The sequence below is a fragment of the Desulfovibrio intestinalis genome (assembly GCF_014202345.1).
GTDB classification, from domain to species: Bacteria; Desulfobacterota; Desulfovibrionia; order Desulfovibrionales; family Desulfovibrionaceae; genus Desulfovibrio; species Desulfovibrio intestinalis.
Genome location: NZ_JACHGO010000003.1, coordinates 133,755 through 152,038, shown reverse-complemented (window position 1 = coordinate 152,038; position 18,284 = coordinate 133,755). Strand labels below are relative to the sequence as shown.

The window sequence follows — 18,284 nt, the reverse complement described above, 5'->3', positions numbered from 1 at the left end:
GGCTTTTCTGATTAGCACAGAGCAACGTTGATAACGTACACTCTCAATATTTAACGCATCTTACCTTTGAAATACTTCGCATTTCAAAATTAGTCTGCTCTGGCACCAGTTACAGACGCTCTACCACCTTGTCGCCCATGCTCTTGCAACCCAGAAGATCCTTGCCGGGTTCCATAATGTCAGCGGTACGGTAGCCGTCAGCCAGCGCCTTGCGCACGGCTTTTTCAATAAGATCGGCCTCTTCAGCCATATCAAAGCCCAAACGCAGCATCATTGCAGCGGAAAGGATGGTTGCCAGAGGGTTGGCCACGTCCTGCCCGGCGATGTCCGGCGCGGACCCGTGAATGGGTTCGAACAGGCCCGGCCCTTCGGCACCTGTGGAAGCCGAAGGCAGCATTCCCAAAGAGCCTGTGATAACCGAGGCTTCGTCAGAAAGAATGTCGCCGAAGATATTGCCCGTAAGAATCACGTCGAACTGCGAGGGATCACGCACCAGCTGCATGGCGGCGTTATCCACGTACATGTGGCTCAGTTCCACGTCCGCGTATTCGCGGTGCATTTCCATGACAACTTCTTTCCACAGGCGTGAGCATTCCAACACGTTGCTTTTTTCTACCGAGCAGACCTTGTTACGGCGCTTGCGGGCCGTTTCAAAGGCAACCCAGGCAATACGCCGGATCTCTTCTTCATTATAAATCATTGTGTTGTAGCCTGTGCGCAGGCCGTCACGAGTTTCAATGCCGCGCGGTTCACCAAAATAGACGTCGCCCGTAAGTTCGCGCACCACCAGCAGGTCAAGGCCCTTGGCGGCGATATCAGACCGCAGCAGGCAAGCGCCAGCCAGTTCCGGCAACAGCATGGCCGGACGCAGATTGGCAAAAAGCCCCAGCTCTTTACGAATGCGCAACAAGCCCTTTTCAGGCCGCAGCTCGGGGGTCAGGTTGTCCCACTTGGGGCCACCCACTGCGCCCAGATAAATGGCGTCAGCGCCGCGGCATTTGCTCACGGTGGCTTCCGGCAGGGGGTCGCCAGCGCCGTCAATAGCCGCACCGCCGATCAGGGCGGTTTCAAAGGTAAATTCATGGCCGAACTTTTCAGCCGTGGCTTCCAGAACCTTAACGCCCTGAGCGATTATCTCCGGGCCAATGCCGTCACCAGGCAGCAGGCAGATGGACTTTTTCATGCAATATCCTTGTGGCAGTTTGTCGGCTGTTCTTTTCAGCCTTTTCTGACGCGGCTTTTTCCGAAAGGAGGCCCGCAGAACACAGGCCCCTCTCGGGTTATATCCCTCAAAAAATCGGCCTCCAGCCTGCCGCCAGAGCTATAAAAGGCACGGGGAAAATGAACGTAATCTGGTCTGCGTTTACGCGATTCTTTCTTTTACGTATTCCACAAGACCGCCCTTGTCCAAAATTTTGGCCATAGAGGCTGGCAATGGCGGGCAGGTGATCTCTTCACCGTTGGTCAGATTGCGGATAACGCCAGTGGCCGCATCAATTTCCAGCTCGTCGCCGTCATTGATTTTGTCAACCTCATCGCCAACTTCCATAAGCAGCAAGCCCATATTGAATGAGTTGCGGTAGAAGATGCGCGCAAAGCTGTGGCCAATGACCACGGGCATGCCCGCGCCCAAAATGGCAATGGGGGCGTGCTCACGCGAAGAACCGCAGCCAAAATTGCGCCCTGCGACCATAATATCGCCAACCTTGACGCGCTTGGCCCAGTCAGGTTCAAGACCGGACATGCAGTTTTCGCCAAGCTTTTTGGAGTCTGTGGTGACCAGAAAGCGGGCGGGAATAATGGCGTCCGTATCAATATGCTCGCCCACTTTGTGGGCCTTGCCTTTGTAGTTCATATGCTTGGTCCTTCTTACCCAATGCGGGACGTAGAAGAGTTTTCTTTTTTCCTTACAGCGTTAGCAGCGTTACGACACCCCGGCTCGACCACTGCCGCCTAGCTGGCGACGGTTCCATGCCACAAAGCGGGCGGCGTAAAGCGCGGCGGCCTACAGCTGGTCGGGGCCAGCCACAAATCCGGTTACGGCTGTGGCAGCGGCAACCAGGGGGCTGGCAAGATAGACTTCAGAATTCAGGCTGCCCATACGGCCCCTGAAGTTGCGGTTGGTAGTGGCCACCGCGCGTTCGCCGTCGCCCAAAATGCCCATATGGCCGCCCAGGCAGGGGCCGCATGTGCAGGGGCCAACAATGCAGCCCGCTTCCATAAATGTTTCAATAAGGCCTTCTTTGAGGCACTGCTTCCACACCGTGGGCGTAGAGGGCAAAACGATGCAGCGCACATTCTTGTCCACCTTGCGGCCACGCAAAATTTCGGCTGCGTCGCGCATGTCGCTGATGCGGCCGTTGGTGCAGGAACCGATGACCACTTGCTGTACCGCCGTATTGCGCACCTCGGAAACAGGCTTCACATTGGAAGGAATATGCGGACAGGCCACCACGGGCTCTTTGCCCGTAACGTCGATCTCCACCACGCGGTCATAGTGCGCACCGGGGTCGGCAGCCATATTTTCAAGCACGCCCGGACGCTTGTGTTCGGCACAGTAGGCGCGGGTTTTGGCGTCCACAGCGAAAAGGCCCACCTTTCCTCCGGCTTCAATGGCCATATTGGCCATGCTCAAACGGCCTTCAACAGAAAGATCGTCCACCACGGGCCCGCCAAATTCCAAAGCCTTGTACAGCGCACCGTCAACGCCAATGGCGCCGATGAGCATGAGCATAAGATCCTTGCCGCGCAGCCACTTGGGCATATTGCCCCTGATGTTCACGCGGATGGTGGGCGGAACCTTGAGCCAGGTTTCGCCAAGGGCCATGCCCGCTGCGATGTCGGTGGAGCCCATGCCTGTGGCAAAAGCGCCGATGCCGCCGTAGGTGCAGGTGTGGCTGTCTGCCCCAATAACGAGATCGCCGGGGCCAACCAGCCCCTGTTCGGGCAGCAGGGTGTGTTCCACGCCGCAATCGCCGCCTCCGTAGTAGTGTACGATGCCCTGTTCCTGGGCAAATTTACGGCTTATCAGCACCTGATTGGCGGAATCAATGTCCTTTTGCGGCGTAAAGTGGTCCATAACAAGAGCGATCTTGTTGCGGTCAAAAACCTTTTTCGCGCCCATGCCGTAGAAGGACTTGATAGCGAGAGGGCCGGTAATATCATTGGCAAGCACCATAGACACGCGGCACTGAACAATCTGTCCGTCCTGCTCCACGGCTTCGTCCGTATGAGCTTGCAAAATTTTCTGCGCAAGCGTTTGAGCCATGTTGAACTCCTTTCTATCCTGAAGCGATTCCACAGATAAGTGTTTTTGAAAGCGGCGCAGAAAAGCTGTCGTGTCAGCTTTCCAGACCACCGGTGTTTTTTGCGAAGCAACATTCAGCCAGGCAGACTCTGTCTGTCCCAACCGCCTTTGGGGCGGATGTGCCGACGTTAAAACATTTCTGCCCGGCAGGAGGCCAAAAACACGGCCTCCTGCCAGAAGCATTCAATCCCAAAGCATCTTCATGCTGAAACACTCTGACGGCTGCATGAGCAGACGCCAGCCCTGAAGACGTTAGCACTCCTTGGTGTGTAGCGAAGCGCCGTAACGAGCGTTCCTCAACCTTTGAGAATACGCATCCTCAAAGGTATTCTGCCCCGATCAGTTCAGGTCGTGCTGGCAGTGCAGCCGCGGCCCTTCCTTTTCCTTCTTGAAAAGATGGTTCAGCGCGTTGACGTAAGCTCTGGCGCTGGCCACAAAGATATCAGGATGCGTGCCGCGTCCCACTGCGCTGAACTCGCCCTCACGCAGGCGCACGGTCACTTCACCCAAAGCATCGGTACCGCCCGTAACTGCGTTGATGGCATACTGCTCAAGCTCTGGTTCACGCCCCACCATATCGGCAATGACGTTGAAAAGGGCGTCCACCGGACCAACGCCAAAACCTGCGCTGCTGCTTTCCATACCGTCAACATCCATAATGACGGCAGCCGTTGGCGGTACGCCGCCAGCGTCAGAGCTTTGCACGCTTACATGGCGCAAGCGGAAGCGGTCGGGCGTGCGGTATACTTCTTCCTGCACAAGCGCCATGAGGTCGTCGTCGTGCAGGGTTTTCTTGCGGTCAGCCAGCTGCTTCACAGCTTCAAACACAAGGTTGAGCTGCTCGTCTTCCAGCGTGTAGCCCATGCTCTCAAACTTGTTGCGCACGGCATTACGACCAGAGTGCTTGCCGATCACCAGGTTGCTTTCAGTACGGCCCACAGACTGCGGTGTCATGATTTCGTAGGTTTCGCGGTTCTTGAGCATGCCGTCCTGATGGATACCCGACTCATGCGCAAAGGCGTTGGCGCCCACAATGGCCTTGTTGTTGGGAATGGGCTGGCCAATGGTCATCGAAAGCAGGCGGCACGAAGGGTAAAGCTGCTCGGTGATAATGTTGTGATCCAAACCAAAGTAGTCGTGGCGCACGCGCAGATTCATGACAACTTCTTCAAGGGAAGCATTGCCCGCACGTTCGCCTATGCCATTGAGGGTCACTTCGGCCTGGCGCACGCCCACCTTGAAGGCCGCCAGCGTGTTGGCAACGGCAAGCCCAAGGTCGTTGTGGCAGTGCACGCTGAAGATGGCCTTGTCGCTATTGGGCGTGTTGCGGATCACATGATCAATAAGGGCCGCGTATTCGGCAGGCTGCGCATAGCCCACGGTGTCCGGCAAATTGACGGTGGTAGCCCCGGCATTGATGACAGCTTCCACAACCCGGCAGAGAAATTCCGGTTCGGAGCGCGAAAAATCTTCGCACGAAAACTCAACATTGCTGGTGTGCTGCACGCAACGCTTGACTCCCTCAACGGCCATTTTCAGAACGTCGGCGGGGTCTTTGCGCAGCTTGTGCTGCATATGCAGGGGGGAGGTGGAGAGAAAAATGTGGATGCGGGGATTTTTGGCAACCTTGATGGCATCCCAGCAGCGGTCAATATCGCCAGCCACGCAACGGGCAAGGCCCGCAACCTGGATGTCGCCAGCCTGCGCCGCAATACGCTGCACAGACTCAAAATCGCCGGGGCTGGAGGCGGGAAAGCCCGCTTCCATAATGTCCACGCCCAGCACTTCAAGCTGATGGGCCAGACGCAATTTTTCCTGTAAATTCATGGTCGCGCCGGGCGATTGTTCGCCATCACGCAAGGTGGTATCGAAAAAATAAACGCGGTTATTCATGACTATCTCCTCTGGGTATGACAAGTGGTATATTCTTGCATAACGGCCACCGGCAGGGCGGCGGTCCAGAGAGCGTCATTCCGCCCAATGGGCGGCGAACCGTTACGCAACCTTAATCGCTCTGAGGCGATAGGGCGCGTAGTAGCTGACGGTCGCGGCGGGGAAGGATGACAAAGGTGTAGACAAGGCCACCGGCAATGTAAACGGCGCAAAGCATGAAGCCCATGACGCGCGGGAAGGAAATGACGGTGGCAAGGATGAGCAGAAAAGCCAGCATGGTGCGGATGGGATGAGCACGCAGGAAGTCATACTCCTTGAAGGAGAAATAACGCACCCGGCTCACCATCAAAATGCCCACGCCCACGGCCAGCAAAAGGGCCATGTACGGCTTTGCAGGCTGAAACACGTCAGGGAACAAAGCGGCAAAAAATACAAAGGTCACAACGGTGCAGCCGCCAGCCGGAATGGGCAGACCGATAAAAAAGCGCTTGCCCGTTGCGGCAGTGCTGACATTGAACCGTGCCAACCGCAAAGCTCCGCAGGCGGCATAAATAAAAGCCGCTGCAATGCCCATGCGGTTGAGGTCATGCAGCTCCCACTGCCACAGCAACATGGCAGGGGCAAGGCCGAAGGCCACAAGGTCGGCAAGCGAGTCGTACTGAACGCCAAATTCACTGGCGGTGTTGGTAAGACGGGCCACCTTTCCATCAAGACCGTCCATAACGGCAGAAAGCAGAATAGCCATGCAGGCCGCTTCAAAGCGCCCTTGCCCGGCCCATACCATAGACAAAAAGCCAAGAAACATGCTCAACGTCGTGATCATGTTTGGCAGGAGGTATACTCCCTTGCGTGGCTTTTTAACTTCTGTGGTCATGCTTCACCATTATGGCCGTTTGGCCTTATGCAGCGAGACAAAAAAACCTATTCCTGTCCTGCGCGGGCAACAACACACTGCCCTGCAAAAACCTGCTGTCCCAACTGCGCTGCAGCAACATATCCTTCAGGAAGGTAAAGGTCAACTCGTGATCCGAAACGAATCATGCCATAGCGTTCACCGCGTTCAAGCGTATCGCCGATGGCAGTGCGGCAGACAATGCGCCGGGCCACAAGACCCGCAATCTGCACCATAGACCACTGTTTTCCGCCAGCATCACGCAGGCTGTAGGCGCAACGTTCGTTGTCCGTGGCAGCCTTGTCAAAGGCCGCGTTGACAAACTTGCCGGGGAAATAACGAATATCTTCCACCGTGCCCGCCACGGGCGAACGATTCACGTGCACGCTGAACACATTCATAAAAATGCTGATGCACAGGCGTTTTTCGCCACTGAAAGGATCGAGCTTTTCTTCAATGCGAATAACTTTGCCGTCGGCAGGGCTGATAGCAAGCCCCTCGCCCTGCGGCGTCACGCGCTCGGGATCACGGAAAAAATGCATGCTGAACCAGCACAGGGCCAGAAATACCAGGGCCAAAGGCCACCAGCCCAAGGCTGCGAACACAAGGGCCGAAAATCCGGTAAGGCCTATGCAGGGCCATCCTTCAGGGGTAATACCGCAGTGGGCGGGACGCATGGCATCTCCTGTATGTAGTGCGCGGGCTCGCCGCACCGTTACTTAATCAATGCAGCAGCATAGCCTGACACCGACCGCATGGCAAGCACAAGTGCGCCTGCCCGCCTTTGAAAAACCGCCTCTTGCCGTAAGCCGCGCACGAGACTATACTACAGTCATGAAGACTCCGTTCGCCCACCGTCCGTTCCGTTATGTCCTGCTGTGCAGCCTTGCCCTGGCAGGACTGCTCTCTGCATGCGGCCCCAAGGACATCGGCGCAGGCACCTCTTCTGATAATGAATCACGCCCTCTGGGCGTGAGCGCCGAAGACCAGATGCGCTACCCCATCATGGGAGCCAGCAGAACGCAACAATTGCTCTATCTGCAAAACCGCCCGGATGTTATGGCTAACACGCAACAGTGGCGTATGCAGCAGTTCAACCGGGCCCACGGCCTGGATAAGGACGTCAGCCCTGAAGACCCGGCATACAGAGCCGTGCCCAAACAACGCAGCCCCTTCAAGCAGTAGCTACCTATGGACCCCATTACCCATGCCGCCAGCGGCGCTGTAGCCATGCTGGCCATGCCAAACCGCCCCGCCACCCGATGGGCCGTTCCACTGGCTGCCATAGCCGCAGCTTCACCCGATATTGACGTCACCCTTTGCCATACGCCTCTGGAATTTCTGCTCCTGCACCGGGGCATCACGCATTCTCTGGCGGCGGCTCCGCTGCTGGGGCTGCTTCTGACGCTGCTGGCGCGCCCCATGTGGAAATCCGGCACGCCCGGCCACTGGAGTTTCCCCAAGGTCTGGCTGTTCATGGTCTGCATGGTGCTGCTGCACATCTGGCTGGATGTCGTCACCACCTACGGCACAATGATCTATCTGCCCTTTTCTTATGACAGGGTGCGGCTTAATGCCGTATATATTATTGACCTGCTGCTGACCCTGCCCCTGCTCTGGGCCGTGTTGCGCTGGCGGGCCAAACGCGGCCTCATGCGTTTGGCCCTGGCCTGGATATTTGTTTACCCGGCGCTGTGCATAGGCCTCAATGCCTGGCATACGGCCCAGACCGAAAGTCGCCTCGCCGCTGAAGGCCAAAATACGCAACAGACCGTGCGGCAGGTTGTGCTGCTGCCCGACGCTTTCGGCCCCCTGTTCTGGCGCACATTGTATGAAACGGACGGCCCCGAAGGCAGAATGGTCTACAGTCAGGGACTCAACGCCCTGGGACAGCCCCGCAACGCCGCAACAGCCCACAGAGCCGCACCGCCAGAACTTCTGGCAGAGCTGGCACGGCAGTCCGTTGCGGCGGAAGCATTTTTTGGTTTTACCCTGCTGCCAGTCATAAGTCCTCTGTCCGACGACTTTAAGCCTGCGGAAGCTCTTGCAGGGGCGGCGGCCCCTGCCCTGCCGGGGACTGGAGACGCGACAGCCGCAACGGGCGCAACGACCACTGCAGCCACAGCAGGCACAGTAACTGCAAACGCGGCGAGTTCGCCAGACAACACAAGCCCTGCAGATGCTGCAAACACGCCCGACGACGCACGCGCGCCAAGCGCCGCAGCCAGCGATACCCCTGCCAAAGATACGCGCTTTGCCTACGCCTTGTTTAACGACCTGCGCTTTGGCAGCGACCTGGCATTTGTGCGCGCCATCATAGCCAGCCGCCCCAATGCCGACGTTCCTTTCAAATATATGGCAGAGCTGGAACTCAGCACCCCCGGCGAGGCCGCGGCCCTTGTGGATGAAGGGCAAAACCCGGGCGAAGCACGCCTTGTGCGCGAACGCCTGCGCTTTTCGGACAGCGGCAAGGACTCGCACTGGCAAAGCCCGATGGTTCCCACGCCGCCCTCTTTTTGGGACTGGCTGATAGGCCTGCGCTAAAATTTTACCCGGCGGAGCGGCATTGCCGCACCACGACGCCCCGGCGCGCCACGCTGCCGTACGGCCCATGCCGGTATAACGCCTGAAATGCCGAGGTTTGTTATGGACAATAACTTTTCGCATCTGGACGGACAGGGCAATGTGACGATGGTGGACGTGGGCCACAAAGCCGCCACCGAGCGCGTCGCCATTGCCGAGGCCGTTGTGGAACTGAGCCCCGCCACCCTTGAACTGCTGCTCAAGGTGGCGCTGCCCAAGGGCGATGTGCTGACCTGCGCCAAGATTGGCGGCATTATGGCCGCGAAGCGGGTGGGCGATCTTATTCCCCTGTGCCATCCCCTCAATCTCAGCTATGCCGACATTCGCTTTGAAGTAAGCAAAATGCCGCCACGCATCCGCATTGAGGCAGAAACCCGCACCGTCGGCAGCACTGGCGTGGAAATGGAGGCTATTGTGGCCGCTCAAACCGCCGCCGCCGTCATTTACGACATGTGCAAAGCCGTGCAGCGTGACATAATTATCAGCCGGGTGCGTCTGCTGCACAAACGCGGCGGCAAAAGCGGCGATTTCAACGCACAGGAAATGGATTGATGACACTGCCTCATATCGACCCCGTTGCCTTGAGTATCGGCAACCTTCAGTTGCGCTGGTACGGCCTCATGTATCTCGCGGGCTTCGGCCTGGGCTGGTGGCTGGGGCGCTGGCGCGCATCCCGCCCCAATTCCGGCTGGCGCGCGTCTGATGTGGACGACCTGCTGACCTGCGTCATGATCGGCATTATTCTGGGCGGCCGCCTGGGCTATGTGCTGTTCTACGACCTGCCCGTTTATCTGTCCGACCCGATGGAGATACTGCGCATCTGGAACGGGGGCATGTCCTTTCACGGCGGGCTGCTCGGCGTGCTTGGGGCTTTTTGGTATTTTGCGCACTCCCGGCACCGCTCGTTTCTGGATATTTCGGACCTCGTGGCTCCCCTTATTCCGCCGGGCCTGTTCTTTGGCCGCTTGGGCAACTATATCAACGGCGAACTCTGGGGCAAAGTTACAGACAGCCCGTGGGGCGTCATTTTTCCCGGCGCTGGCCCCTACCCTCGGCACCCCAGCCAGTTGTACGAAGCCCTGCTTGAAGGCATCGTTCTTTTCACCGTGGTATGGATATACTCGCTGAAGCCTCGCAAGCGCGGCGCAGTGTCGGGCCTGTTTGCCCTGGGGTACGGCGTGTTTCGCTTTGCTGTGGAGTTTGTGCGCGTGCCCGACGCCCAGCTGGGCTATCTGGCCTTTGGCTGGCTGACAATGGGCCAGGTGCTTTGCCTGCCGCTCATTGCCGTGGGCCTGTGGCTGCTCTGCCGCTCCGCTCCCATAGCGCAGCCCGGCATGCATGTGATGCTGGATCGTCGAGGTTCCGGGCCGCAGTCCGGGGACTCTGGATCAGATTCTGAAAATGGCAGACAGCGCAAAAACAAAAAGAACAAGCATAAAAAATAAACAGCCCTGCTGCGGCTGCAACACAGATTCAATAATCCTGAAAGGGATTGCGAAGGCAAGAATGATTGATGGACGCCCATGTGGCCGTGAATAAAAACGGCTGCATGGGCTGCCGGGCGGAATAGGCCCATGCGGGTTTGTGAGCAACCGCGCAGGTTGACACTTGCCCGCTTTTTTGTGAAGCTGACCGCCGTTTATCCAAATATTTTTTTACGGAGATCACATGGCTAAAGAAGGTTCCATTGAAGTTGACGGCGTAGTGCAGGAAGCCCTGCCTAACGCCATGTTCCGCGTGGAACTGGAAAACGGCCACGAAGTGTTGGCCCATATTTCCGGTAAAATGCGCAAATTCTACATCCGCATCCTTCCCGGCGACCGCGTTAAGGTTGAACTTTCGCCCTACGACCTTACCCGTGGACGCATTACCTACCGCATGAAGTAGTAGCGGGCGCGGCGGCTTTTCTACCGCCACCTGACGTGGCTGAACCGCCCGTGGCCGCGCCCCCTCTTCTCTTTCGCAGCCAGTTGGCTGCCTTCGCTTTACGAAAGCCCCATCCAGGCAAGCAGGCTCAGGCACAGCAAGGCCCACAACCCGGCGACCACGTCGTCTATCATGACGCCGTAGCCTGCGGGCAGCCAGTTTTCAGAGGCCTTGACCGGCCAGGGCTTGGCGATGTCGAAAATGCGAAAGAGCACAAAGGCCGCCAGCACCATAAAGAAACTGGGATTGGGAAAGGGCAGCAGCACCAGCCACACGCCAACCAGTTCGTCAATGACCACTTCCCCGGGGTCTTTGCGCTCAAGCAGCACTTCTGCCCTGCTTGCCGCCACTGCGCCAAGAAAGAACAGCACTATCAGCAAGGCAAGCCGCAGCCAGAAATTCAGCGGCAAAAAAACATACGGAGCCAACAGGCAGGCTATGGCCGTGCCCCAGGTTCCGGGAGCCTTGGGGTCCAGCCCGGCCACGCCAAGTCGGCAGAAAGACAAGGTTATTTGGTCGATCAGGCGCATACATCCTCCAGTCGGAAGTTCGGCGAAAATTCAGATGTCTGCCAGCTGCACATTTTGACCCGCGGCAGAACATCATCAGCGGGCGATACAGATTACGCGAACCACACGATCCGCGCGTCAATGACGACAACCGGGCGGTAACAAGCGCAGCGGCAAACATTTTCGCATACCAAAACGGCACGCGTGGGCAGTCTATCCATTTTTTTTCTGCAAGACCAGAAAGGAACCGTGTGGAAAACTGCGTAAAGGACCTGCCCAGCGCCTCACTGTGTATGGGTGTAACCCCTGTGCATTGCCTAAGAAACCGCTTTGCCGTATAGGCATGGCATGGACAAAAACCGCAGCGAACTTTTTGGCCACTTCAGCTACGACGATGACCTCACCTATGAGGCTCTGCTGGAAGTGGAGGAAGCTCTTACTGCCGACATGACAAGCCTGCTGCTGCGGGCAGGGGCCACCCACCTGGACTTTACGCCGCAGGGTGATGCGCTCATGTTCCAGTGCGTTTTTGAAGCTCACAAGCTTTATGTATACCGCAAAATTGCCGCAGAAACAGTAATACTGCTGCCAAACGGTGTGCGGGGACGCCTGTTGTGTCTGGACAAGGACTTCAATTCCCTGCATATATACTGGCTGCGCACGGGGCAATGGCAAGAAGAGGAACGGCCTGTTCCCTTTGAGCCGCCACAGGGGCTTAAAATTTGGAAAACTGGCGGAACCGCCACAGATATGACGGAACCTCAGACAGACAACGCCCCGCCCTGCGAAGAAAATTAGCTGCCCTTCAGGCAGCATGCATGCAAAAATCACCTCTGCCCGGATGGTGGAATGGTAGACACAAGGGACTTAAAATCCCTGGGCCGCGAGGCTGTGCGGGTTCAAGTCCCGCTCCGGGTACCAAGTAATATCAAACAAATTCCCGGATTCGTCAAAAATGGCGAATCCGGGGATTTTCTTTTTTGGTCCACTTTTGGTCCACTTGGTCCAAGCGCAAGGAGCAAGCATGGTCGCAATTACAAATCGTGGACCACTCTAATGGAGAGTGCGGATACGCCGCAGAGGCTACGCAACCCTGCACGGCTTCCGCTGGCTGCTCAGTAGTGCTTACGCCATGGCTCTCTAGCATCACCAGCGCAAATTTTCCGAGTGTCCATTTTTGAAAACTGCGGCGGGGTAACACGCAGGCAAACTTGCGGCAAATAGAACTTCAGCAGTCAAGCGGTTCAAGACAATACGAACCGTATCCACCCATGCTCCGTGCCGGATGCGCCCGACACGGAGCAGATCAGTTACTGAAGGATGTAAGCGCTGACAATTTCGCCGTAGTATGCGATATGCGCATCCTTGTTGGCACCGACAAAGGAGCCGTCCACATCCTGCGGATAGCATCCAGGTAAAAACTTTTCGGCAAGGACCGAAAGGTCCTGCTTCTGCTGGTAAACGACCTTGCATTCCAGAGTAAGCGGGAGTTCCTTGAGGGCAGGCACCGAGATGGCCTCTGGCTCAACAAGCGTAAGTCCCGCTTCTTTTATTTTGTCCATATCCCTGCCACTTTTGGCGCCGCAGATGCCGATTATCTTCTTGCTATACGGCCCGAATGGCACATTAATGGTGAATTCGGGATTTTTATCAAGCTGCTCCCGCGTGAATCGGTGCTCACGAACAAAGGCAACAAATATTGGCGTTGACCATTCAATGCCCAAAGTACCCCAGCCAATTGTCATGCTGTTTACTTTGTCCCCTGCCTTGGTTGTGAGAAGGATACCCTTGGGAAGAGCCTCAAGAATTTCTTTGGCATACTCTGAAAAAATTATTTTCTTCCGTTCCATACGTAATATCATCCTTTTTGTTTATGATGATTGATGTCACCCGGATCTCCTATTCCCCGATAGATAACAACGAACTCTGCCGCAAGCAATAAATCAATGGCCACAAAAAAAACCGCCCAAAGGGCGGTTTTTGATGCTTTATTGTCTTCTCTTGAAGCGTTTAAGCTTCAAGAGAATTCCATAAGCGTATGGCCGAGGATTCGCTCACTGACCACCGTAGAGGCCCGTTACCGCACTGGCAGGTGATACGATAAAGATCGCGAGTGCGGCCAATGGGTCTTGAGGCTGCTATGCGCGTTGGAAGCATGCCACATCTTAGGCATGGCCTGACTGGAATGGGAGATTTTTCCATAGGGAATACACGGCGCTCTATATCAGTTATCACGAATACGTGCTGTCTTTAGTCTCATCCTTGTTTCGTCAATAACCATCTTTAGTTTCTTGTTAAATTCATCTTTTTTCACAATTGACGTACTTGCTCCAAACCATCTATGAACTTTAACCTCTTCTGAGGTTGGCGGCACACTATTAAGATAATTTGTCCAGTTAGACAAAACACGTTCAATCTCTTTCCTCTGTTTTCTCGTAATCTCAATATTAAATTTCATCGTCTCCCAATATGCCACAAATAAAGAACCTGCACAAGCTTATTAAAAAATTTTACTAAAAATAAAAGTCTTGATAGTATAACACCCTGCCAAACTTAGTAAATTGATATTTTTTGATGCGACACCCCTTCCATATCCATTGGCAGAGATCCGAAAAAAACAGGGCGACCACTTACGGGAGAAGGTGTGCCAGAGTGGCTGTTGTGGTTTCTTGCGGCTTTGGCCGTGCTGTTGCCGCTACGCAAATACGGCTCAACAAAGTTCTATGAAAACCAATTTATGAAAGCTTCACAGTGAAACATAGTTAAACGAGAGCCAGCGCAATGCGCTGAACAAACGGCTTGATGCTGGCCTAGACGGATTTGAGGGCAACCTTACCCACCCGCAAATATATTGGTCTGCCAAAAATATCACGCGTAACTACACGGCTGGAGATCAATAATATATTGCAAAAGGGAGCATTGATGGCGTTGCCGGCGATGGGCGGAAATGTGCGTATGAGTTGGGATGAGAAACTGGAGATCATCAAGTTTTTTGAGCAAGGCTAAGAACAGACTGTAAGGCCTTTTCCCCCTATGACTGAATTGTCTCGAACGGAGAATCTACTCATGGCCATTCCTTTTACTCGTTGGCTATGATGGCTGTCACGTTCCTTGCTCATACTCACGCCTACACTCACGCGGTGGCTGTCACAACATCATCTTTATTCTACTCTGGAGAGCGGCCAACCTCTTTTTTTAATTCAAAATGAAACCCCATCAATGAATCTGAAGGATTCTTGTCCCCAAGCGTTAAACGCACGAACTGGCACAGGTCAAACCCATTTTCAAAATCATCATAAGGGACCATATCAGAATTTAGGGCACAAATATATTGAAAATCGTGTTCTTCAGCTCTACTGCACGCATATTGTAAGGCATGGGCGCGTTGGCGAGAATCAACGCCATCATAAATCGTGCTGTCATGGATGAGAAAATCAATACCATTTTTTTCAGCTAAAAGTTCAACCAGCATCATGTCATAGCAGAAGATTTTCATCTTCCCCACTCCCTCGCTGTTGCTTCGAGAAATTTCGACATCAAACTCGTAACCATTCTCAGTGGTATTTATAATTAGGTTTCCAGGCTCGTCATACAAAGCAAGAGAGCCTTCATTGAAAAGGGCAACAGCTTGTTCCCAGTTTGGACGGCTCAATTCATAGTCGCGTTGAAGTTTCGTATCCAACTCAAGCTTTCTTGCTTTAATTTCTTTTTGCTCGTTGGAAATATTTTTCAATTCCGATAATTTTGTTTTAACTGTCTCAAGACGTTCTTGTTTTTCGACAACTCTAGTTTGCAAAAGCGAAAATTCTTCCAGAGCCCCGTGCGTTTGCAGAAGGCGCATAAGCTTTGCGCGCTCATCTGTCGAAGAATTAATATCATTCTCAATTTTTATAATTTTGTTTTTTATTTCTGCAAGCTCTGTTTGCAAAAATTTCTTTCTATTTTCTATAACGGAAGCATGAAACGTTTTTGCTTCACCCAGTGTCTTCTTTATTGACTCAGAAAAAAACATACCAGCTTCAGCATATAGCTTCTCAACACTATCTCCTTCAGGTGGAGTTTCGGTTGCAATGGATTCTTCATAGCGTGTCAGCTTTCGCCGCAGCACTAAAAGATTATTTGAACTATGATGGATTTTTGTTGTCAGAAGGTTGGCTCTGTCTTGCAGCTCTTTATACTGAGGAAGGACTTTAAATGTTTCGATAGCTTTATTTTCTTCTAAAATCGTTTTCTCAAGGCGCACTCGTTCTGCTTCTAATTCGCCTTGTGAAGAAACAATCCCAGCCTTAACAGCCGAACTTAGTGCCTTAAGGGCAGAAGACTTATCCCGAATTTCTTGTGCTTCAGAAGCGTGTTCCCAGTTTAACCCGAGCAAGTATGCATTATTAATTTGAAAATCAAATGTTTTTTGATTTCTGAAATGTGTAAATGGGTGCGAATAGGCGTCTACTCCACGCCGAATGAAATATGAAATTAAACTTCTAAACGAAGGTTTATACTTTGACCTGAGCCCATCGTGAAGGTTAAAGAGACACAGACCTAAAAGTTTTTTCCAGTCATCATTCTTATAAAATAACTCTCCACTATCAGCGTCTTTTTCTGCAAAGATCGGCAGATCGTCAGTGGCACCACTGACGATTATATAATTAGCTTTTTTTATAGATCTTTTTGCTGTTATGTTCTTGCCACAGATGGTAATGTCAATATAAAAGTCCCAATCCTCAATCTCTGCATAGGGTAGCCCGAGTTTTTTAACGTCAGCGCCAAGACAAAAGTGTATAATATTGATAAGAGTCGTTTTACCTGCCCCGTTCCGCGTGTCTTTCTCTCCAGAACCTTCCACGCGTTCCGCGATGATAACATTCAAGCCTTTTTGAAATTCAACAGCTTTGAATCGTTTGTCGCTTGCATATATTTTTTTGATCATGGCCCAACTCGTTTTATTTCATTGCCTTTAATATCAATGAGGCCAAGCAGAAACAAAAAATCCAGGGCAAGAATAAAGCGTTCAAATGTAGCGACAGCGTGACTTGCCTTTACATCTTCCCAAAGGCTAGAAATATTTTTCCGGCCCTCAATTCGCTGCAACAGAATCCCCCCCACACCAATAAGGGCTTCATCTTCTCTAAGATATTTGGATGGCATAATCATTTTTTAAATATCTCACACAAATGAAACAGGTGTGAAACTATGGCGAGCCTTGCGGCTTGTTGTTTGAAGTCGCTTACACCCGAATTTGCAAATGCGAGCATGTCCATAAAAAGTTCATCACCAGAGCTGACTTTACACAATTCCAAATATTCTTCCTTGAAACGATTTTTCAACCGTTCTGGGAATTCTGAGTCAAGCTGGGCCATGCTCACTAAGAACCTTTCCACTTCGGAACTACGGCTAAGCCCCATTAAAATATAAGAACGAGAGAGTTGCGTGAGTTTGTTTTTGGTAATTTTTAACTCTGGAGGAATTACATGAAAGTCCGTTGATCCGCAGAAGTTGCCTGAAGATAACGCTTTTGCCGCAACCTCAAGCTCCGCAAAAGAAACATTAGACATTTCTTCATCTAGCTGCTCCTCAACCCAACTCTCGTGCTCTTGTTTTATCTTGAGCAAAACCTCTGTCGAATATTTTTCGGGTTGGGTATCTACGATGTCGTGACAGGTTGGACAAAGTAAGACCCAGTTTACATAGCGGTCTAGCTTATCTTGCGGATAACTCTGATCTGCACGCGGTCCTGAGGGACTATGTGCAACAATATGGGCAATTTTACCTATCTGCTTAGCTTTGCCGGAAAAAGCATCCTCAAGAACTAGTACCTTCCGACATTTCGAAAAAGCGCAACGCGCGGCGGCTTTACCGTAAAGAATTTTGACGTCTTGCTGGGGATATTTCCTATTGTCTGCCATGTCTTGCCTTTATTGTTGGACGGTGCGCAGATGTTTGCTATGAATCCCACAAGCTAGAAGATTCCCCAGAGAAAATGCACTTTGTAGTGTCTTTTTTAACACACGTCCCCCTCCAAATAAAGAACAAAAAATGTGTCAAAATTGGCACACAGCTTAAAAAATTCAAACCCTCTCCACACTAGTGCCACTCAATGATAGAGCCATTCGGATGGCAATTGAGGTAAAGTCAATAGGATAAATTGAATTCTAAAGACCCTACCGAAGAAACCATATCCCACTCTATGCCCTCTCGGACTTGCCTTCATACAATTTGCCATAATCAAAGCATCCAAAATCTACCACCTCATAACCACACGCCTTCCCCGTGACAGTCCCCACACCTCTGCCTTGACCCTGACTATTTAGTATGTTTTCTTCTTTTTGGAGCTACTAACTCCGCCCAAGACGGTTTACCCACCCCGAAAGATAGTGGGCTTTCTTGCGCCTTGTTTTTGACACGGCGCGGTTTGCTGCATTGTATTCTCCGGGTGTGGGCAAAATACAAGACCTGGCAACAGGAAAATAGTCCGCTGCTCTTGGGCAGTTAGTAGCACCCGGAGTTCTTCTTTCTGAAGAAACTCCCATACTAAAAATCCAAGAGGTGTCTCATGTCCAATTTCCAGCAAGCCCATCCGCTGCCTTCCGGGCTGTCTTCCGGGCCGCCCTCCCCAGACCTTCACGCCATAGCCGCCATACTGCACGAGGCAGCGCAGACCCTGCACAGTTTCGGCAACACGCCAGAAGCTGACGTTGCGGATGTTGCGGATGCCCACGGCTACAATGAAGAATGCCCCGATCCCATTGAAAATGCCTATGCACGTGGCGAGTTTCACGACGAGCTTCGTTGCTTTCGCCTGCCACATTATATCGTTCGTCAGGAATACGCGTTGTTACAGCAGCACAAAAAGGAAAGCTTCTTTCAACTGCTGGACTCCGTTTACGACGACTTTCTCGCAACCATCCTGCTAATGCGCAATCTTGACGACGGCGCGCACTTCTCTGGTTTTCAGTTGCACCTGATAAGCAACAATCTTTCCCGCCCGCTGGACCTGCTCAGCTGCATCTGCTCTCAACTTGCAGACTTTGAACTGGTGCAGAAGACCATCGCGCCCGATTAGGGACCACCCTTAAGAAACGCCTTTCCCCTCGAACAAAAAGCGGCTTTTTTCATGACGGCGGCGTACTTTTTCCATACTCCACCGAAAGAAAAGGGCCGCTTGACGCCGTAATAA

Annotated in this window: 19 protein-coding genes and 1 tRNA gene; 8 read left to right on the top strand and 12 right to left on the bottom strand. The window is 53.1% G+C overall.

The genetic code is table 11. The features are described from left to right. Positions 1–109: 109 nt before the first annotated feature. The 6 genes from leuB to HNQ38_RS05840 all read right to left on the bottom strand — a co-directional run bounded on the left by leuB (position 110) and on the right by HNQ38_RS05840 (position 6,769). Positions 110–1,183 carry a 3-isopropylmalate dehydrogenase gene (gene leuB / locus HNQ38_RS05865; protein WP_183718492.1) on the bottom strand — a complete coding sequence of 358 codons (1,074 nt, stop codon included), beginning with the start codon at positions 1,181–1,183 and terminating at the stop codon, positions 110–112. A gap of 180 nt (positions 1,184–1,363) precedes the next feature. Continuing rightward, entirely contained in the window at positions 1,364–1,855 is a 492-nt protein-coding gene (locus HNQ38_RS05860; RefSeq protein WP_183718491.1) for a 3-isopropylmalate dehydratase small subunit, read from the bottom strand. Positions 1,856–2,005: 150 nt separating this feature from the next. After that, positions 2,006–3,268, bottom strand: a complete 1,263-nt coding sequence (locus HNQ38_RS05855; RefSeq protein ID WP_183718490.1) for a 3-isopropylmalate dehydratase large subunit — start codon at positions 3,266–3,268, stop codon at positions 2,006–2,008. A gap of 378 nt (positions 3,269–3,646) precedes the next feature. Continuing rightward, a complete protein-coding gene (locus HNQ38_RS05850) occupies positions 3,647–5,200 on the bottom strand; it encodes a 2-isopropylmalate synthase (RefSeq protein ID WP_183718489.1) in 1,554 nt (517 codons plus the stop codon). Positions 5,201–5,312: 112 nt separating this feature from the next. Beyond that, positions 5,313–6,074, bottom strand: coding sequence for a CDP-diacylglycerol--serine O-phosphatidyltransferase (gene pssA / locus HNQ38_RS05845; protein WP_183718488.1), 762 nt, complete (start codon positions 6,072–6,074; stop codon positions 5,313–5,315). A 47-nt stretch (positions 6,075–6,121) separates the two neighbouring features. Further along, a complete protein-coding gene (locus HNQ38_RS05840) occupies positions 6,122–6,769 on the bottom strand; it encodes a phosphatidylserine decarboxylase family protein (protein WP_183718487.1) in 648 nt (215 codons plus the stop codon). Between the two features lie 157 nt (positions 6,770–6,926). On the opposite strand from HNQ38_RS05840, the gene HNQ38_RS05835 reads away from it, so the two are divergent. The 5 genes from HNQ38_RS05835 (at position 6,927) to infA (ending at position 10,562) form a co-directional block, all read left to right on the top strand. Continuing rightward, positions 6,927–7,277, top strand: a complete 351-nt coding sequence (locus tag HNQ38_RS05835) for a chemotaxis protein (RefSeq protein WP_246388015.1) — start codon at positions 6,927–6,929, stop codon at positions 7,275–7,277. A 6-nt stretch (positions 7,278–7,283) separates the two neighbouring features. Further along, positions 7,284–8,636, top strand: coding sequence for a metal-dependent hydrolase (locus HNQ38_RS14155; protein ID WP_246388014.1), 1,353 nt, complete (start codon positions 7,284–7,286; stop codon positions 8,634–8,636). A gap of 102 nt (positions 8,637–8,738) precedes the next feature. After that, on the top strand, positions 8,739–9,227 hold the full coding sequence (gene moaC, locus HNQ38_RS05825; RefSeq protein ID WP_183718486.1) for a cyclic pyranopterin monophosphate synthase MoaC: 489 nt from the start codon (positions 8,739–8,741) through the stop codon (positions 9,225–9,227). Continuing rightward, positions 9,224–10,120: a prolipoprotein diacylglyceryl transferase gene (gene lgt, locus HNQ38_RS05820; protein WP_183718485.1), complete on the top strand. Its 897-nt coding sequence runs from the start codon at positions 9,224–9,226 to the stop codon at positions 10,118–10,120. Before moaC ends, lgt begins: the two co-directional genes overlap by 4 nt. A 223-nt stretch (positions 10,121–10,343) precedes the next feature. Next, complete coding sequence (gene infA / locus HNQ38_RS05815; RefSeq protein WP_006008898.1) at positions 10,344–10,562, top strand: translation initiation factor IF-1; 219 nt, start codon at positions 10,344–10,346, stop codon at positions 10,560–10,562. Between the two features lie 98 nt (positions 10,563–10,660). Here the strand turns inward: infA and HNQ38_RS05810 are convergent, their stop codons facing one another. Then, entirely contained in the window at positions 10,661–11,131 is a 471-nt protein-coding gene (locus HNQ38_RS05810; RefSeq protein ID WP_183718484.1) for a phosphatidylglycerophosphatase A family protein, read from the bottom strand. A 327-nt stretch (positions 11,132–11,458) separates the two neighbouring features. Between HNQ38_RS05810 and HNQ38_RS05805 the strand changes: the two genes are divergently transcribed. Together HNQ38_RS05805 and HNQ38_RS05800 are read left to right on the top strand one after the other, a co-directional pair. Further along, entirely contained in the window at positions 11,459–11,908 is a 450-nt protein-coding gene (locus HNQ38_RS05805; protein ID WP_183718483.1) for a hypothetical protein, read from the top strand. A gap of 37 nt (positions 11,909–11,945) precedes the next feature. Continuing rightward, a tRNA-Leu gene (locus HNQ38_RS05800) sits at positions 11,946–12,031 on the top strand. A 389-nt stretch (positions 12,032–12,420) separates the two neighbouring features. On the opposite strand, the gene HNQ38_RS05795 is transcribed toward HNQ38_RS05800, so the two are convergent. The 5 genes from HNQ38_RS05795 to HNQ38_RS05775 form a co-directional block, all read right to left on the bottom strand. Further along, positions 12,421–12,960, bottom strand: a complete 540-nt coding sequence (locus HNQ38_RS05795; RefSeq protein ID WP_183718482.1) for a flavin reductase family protein — start codon at positions 12,958–12,960, stop codon at positions 12,421–12,423. 374 nt (positions 12,961–13,334) lie between these two features. Beyond that, the gene (locus tag HNQ38_RS05790) at positions 13,335–13,568 is read right to left on the bottom strand and encodes a hypothetical protein (RefSeq protein WP_183718481.1); all 234 of its coding nucleotides are present in this window, start codon (positions 13,566–13,568) and stop codon (positions 13,335–13,337) included. A gap of 708 nt (positions 13,569–14,276) precedes the next feature. Then, on the bottom strand, positions 14,277–16,037 hold the full coding sequence (locus tag HNQ38_RS05785; protein WP_183718480.1) for a DUF2326 domain-containing protein: 1,761 nt from the start codon (positions 16,035–16,037) through the stop codon (positions 14,277–14,279). Beyond that, on the bottom strand, positions 16,034–16,261 hold the full coding sequence (locus HNQ38_RS05780; protein WP_183718479.1) for an ABC-three component system middle component 6: 228 nt from the start codon (positions 16,259–16,261) through the stop codon (positions 16,034–16,036). Before HNQ38_RS05780 ends, HNQ38_RS05785 begins: the two co-directional genes overlap by 4 nt. Continuing rightward, complete coding sequence (locus HNQ38_RS05775; RefSeq protein ID WP_183718478.1) at positions 16,258–17,013, bottom strand: HNH endonuclease; 756 nt, start codon at positions 17,011–17,013, stop codon at positions 16,258–16,260. The genes HNQ38_RS05780 and HNQ38_RS05775 overlap by 4 nt, the downstream gene beginning before the upstream one ends. A gap of 647 nt (positions 17,014–17,660) precedes the next feature. Between HNQ38_RS05775 and HNQ38_RS05770 the strand changes: the two genes are divergently transcribed. Continuing rightward, the gene (locus HNQ38_RS05770; RefSeq protein WP_183718477.1) at positions 17,661–18,170 is read left to right on the top strand and encodes a hypothetical protein; all 510 of its coding nucleotides are present in this window, start codon (positions 17,661–17,663) and stop codon (positions 18,168–18,170) included. Positions 18,171–18,284 lie beyond the last annotated feature (114 nt).

Coding starts and splice junctions, on each gene's coding strand:
- HNQ38_RS05775 (WP_183718478.1), bottom strand. CDS start 17,013: ATGGCAGACAATAGGAAATATCCCCAGCAAGACGTCAAAATTCTTTAC.
- HNQ38_RS05850 (WP_183718489.1), bottom strand. CDS start 5,200: ATGAATAACCGCGTTTATTTTTTCGATACCACCTTGCGTGATGGCGAA.
- HNQ38_RS05855 (WP_183718490.1), bottom strand. CDS start 3,268: ATGGCTCAAACGCTTGCGCAGAAAATTTTGCAAGCTCATACGGACGAA.
- pssA (WP_183718488.1), bottom strand. CDS start 6,074: ATGACCACAGAAGTTAAAAAGCCACGCAAGGGAGTATACCTCCTGCCA.
- HNQ38_RS05795 (WP_183718482.1), bottom strand. CDS start 12,960: ATGGAACGGAAGAAAATAATTTTTTCAGAGTATGCCAAAGAAATTCTT.
- HNQ38_RS05805 (WP_183718483.1), top strand. CDS start 11,459: ATGGACAAAAACCGCAGCGAACTTTTTGGCCACTTCAGCTACGACGAT.
- infA (WP_006008898.1), top strand. CDS start 10,344: ATGGCTAAAGAAGGTTCCATTGAAGTTGACGGCGTAGTGCAGGAAGCC.
- HNQ38_RS05840 (WP_183718487.1), bottom strand. CDS start 6,769: ATGCGTCCCGCCCACTGCGGTATTACCCCTGAAGGATGGCCCTGCATA.
- HNQ38_RS05810 (WP_183718484.1), bottom strand. CDS start 11,131: ATGCGCCTGATCGACCAAATAACCTTGTCTTTCTGCCGACTTGGCGTG.
- moaC (WP_183718486.1), top strand. CDS start 8,739: ATGGACAATAACTTTTCGCATCTGGACGGACAGGGCAATGTGACGATG.
- HNQ38_RS05770 (WP_183718477.1), top strand. CDS start 17,661: ATGTCCAATTTCCAGCAAGCCCATCCGCTGCCTTCCGGGCTGTCTTCC.
- HNQ38_RS14155 (WP_246388014.1), top strand. CDS start 7,284: ATGGACCCCATTACCCATGCCGCCAGCGGCGCTGTAGCCATGCTGGCC.
- HNQ38_RS05790 (WP_183718481.1), bottom strand. CDS start 13,568: ATGAAATTTAATATTGAGATTACGAGAAAACAGAGGAAAGAGATTGAA.
- HNQ38_RS05835 (WP_246388015.1), top strand. CDS start 6,927: ATGAAGACTCCGTTCGCCCACCGTCCGTTCCGTTATGTCCTGCTGTGC.
- leuB (WP_183718492.1), bottom strand. CDS start 1,183: ATGAAAAAGTCCATCTGCCTGCTGCCTGGTGACGGCATTGGCCCGGAG.
- HNQ38_RS05860 (WP_183718491.1), bottom strand. CDS start 1,855: ATGAACTACAAAGGCAAGGCCCACAAAGTGGGCGAGCATATTGATACG.
- HNQ38_RS05785 (WP_183718480.1), bottom strand. CDS start 16,037: ATGATCAAAAAAATATATGCAAGCGACAAACGATTCAAAGCTGTTGAA.
- HNQ38_RS05780 (WP_183718479.1), bottom strand. CDS start 16,261: ATGATTATGCCATCCAAATATCTTAGAGAAGATGAAGCCCTTATTGGT.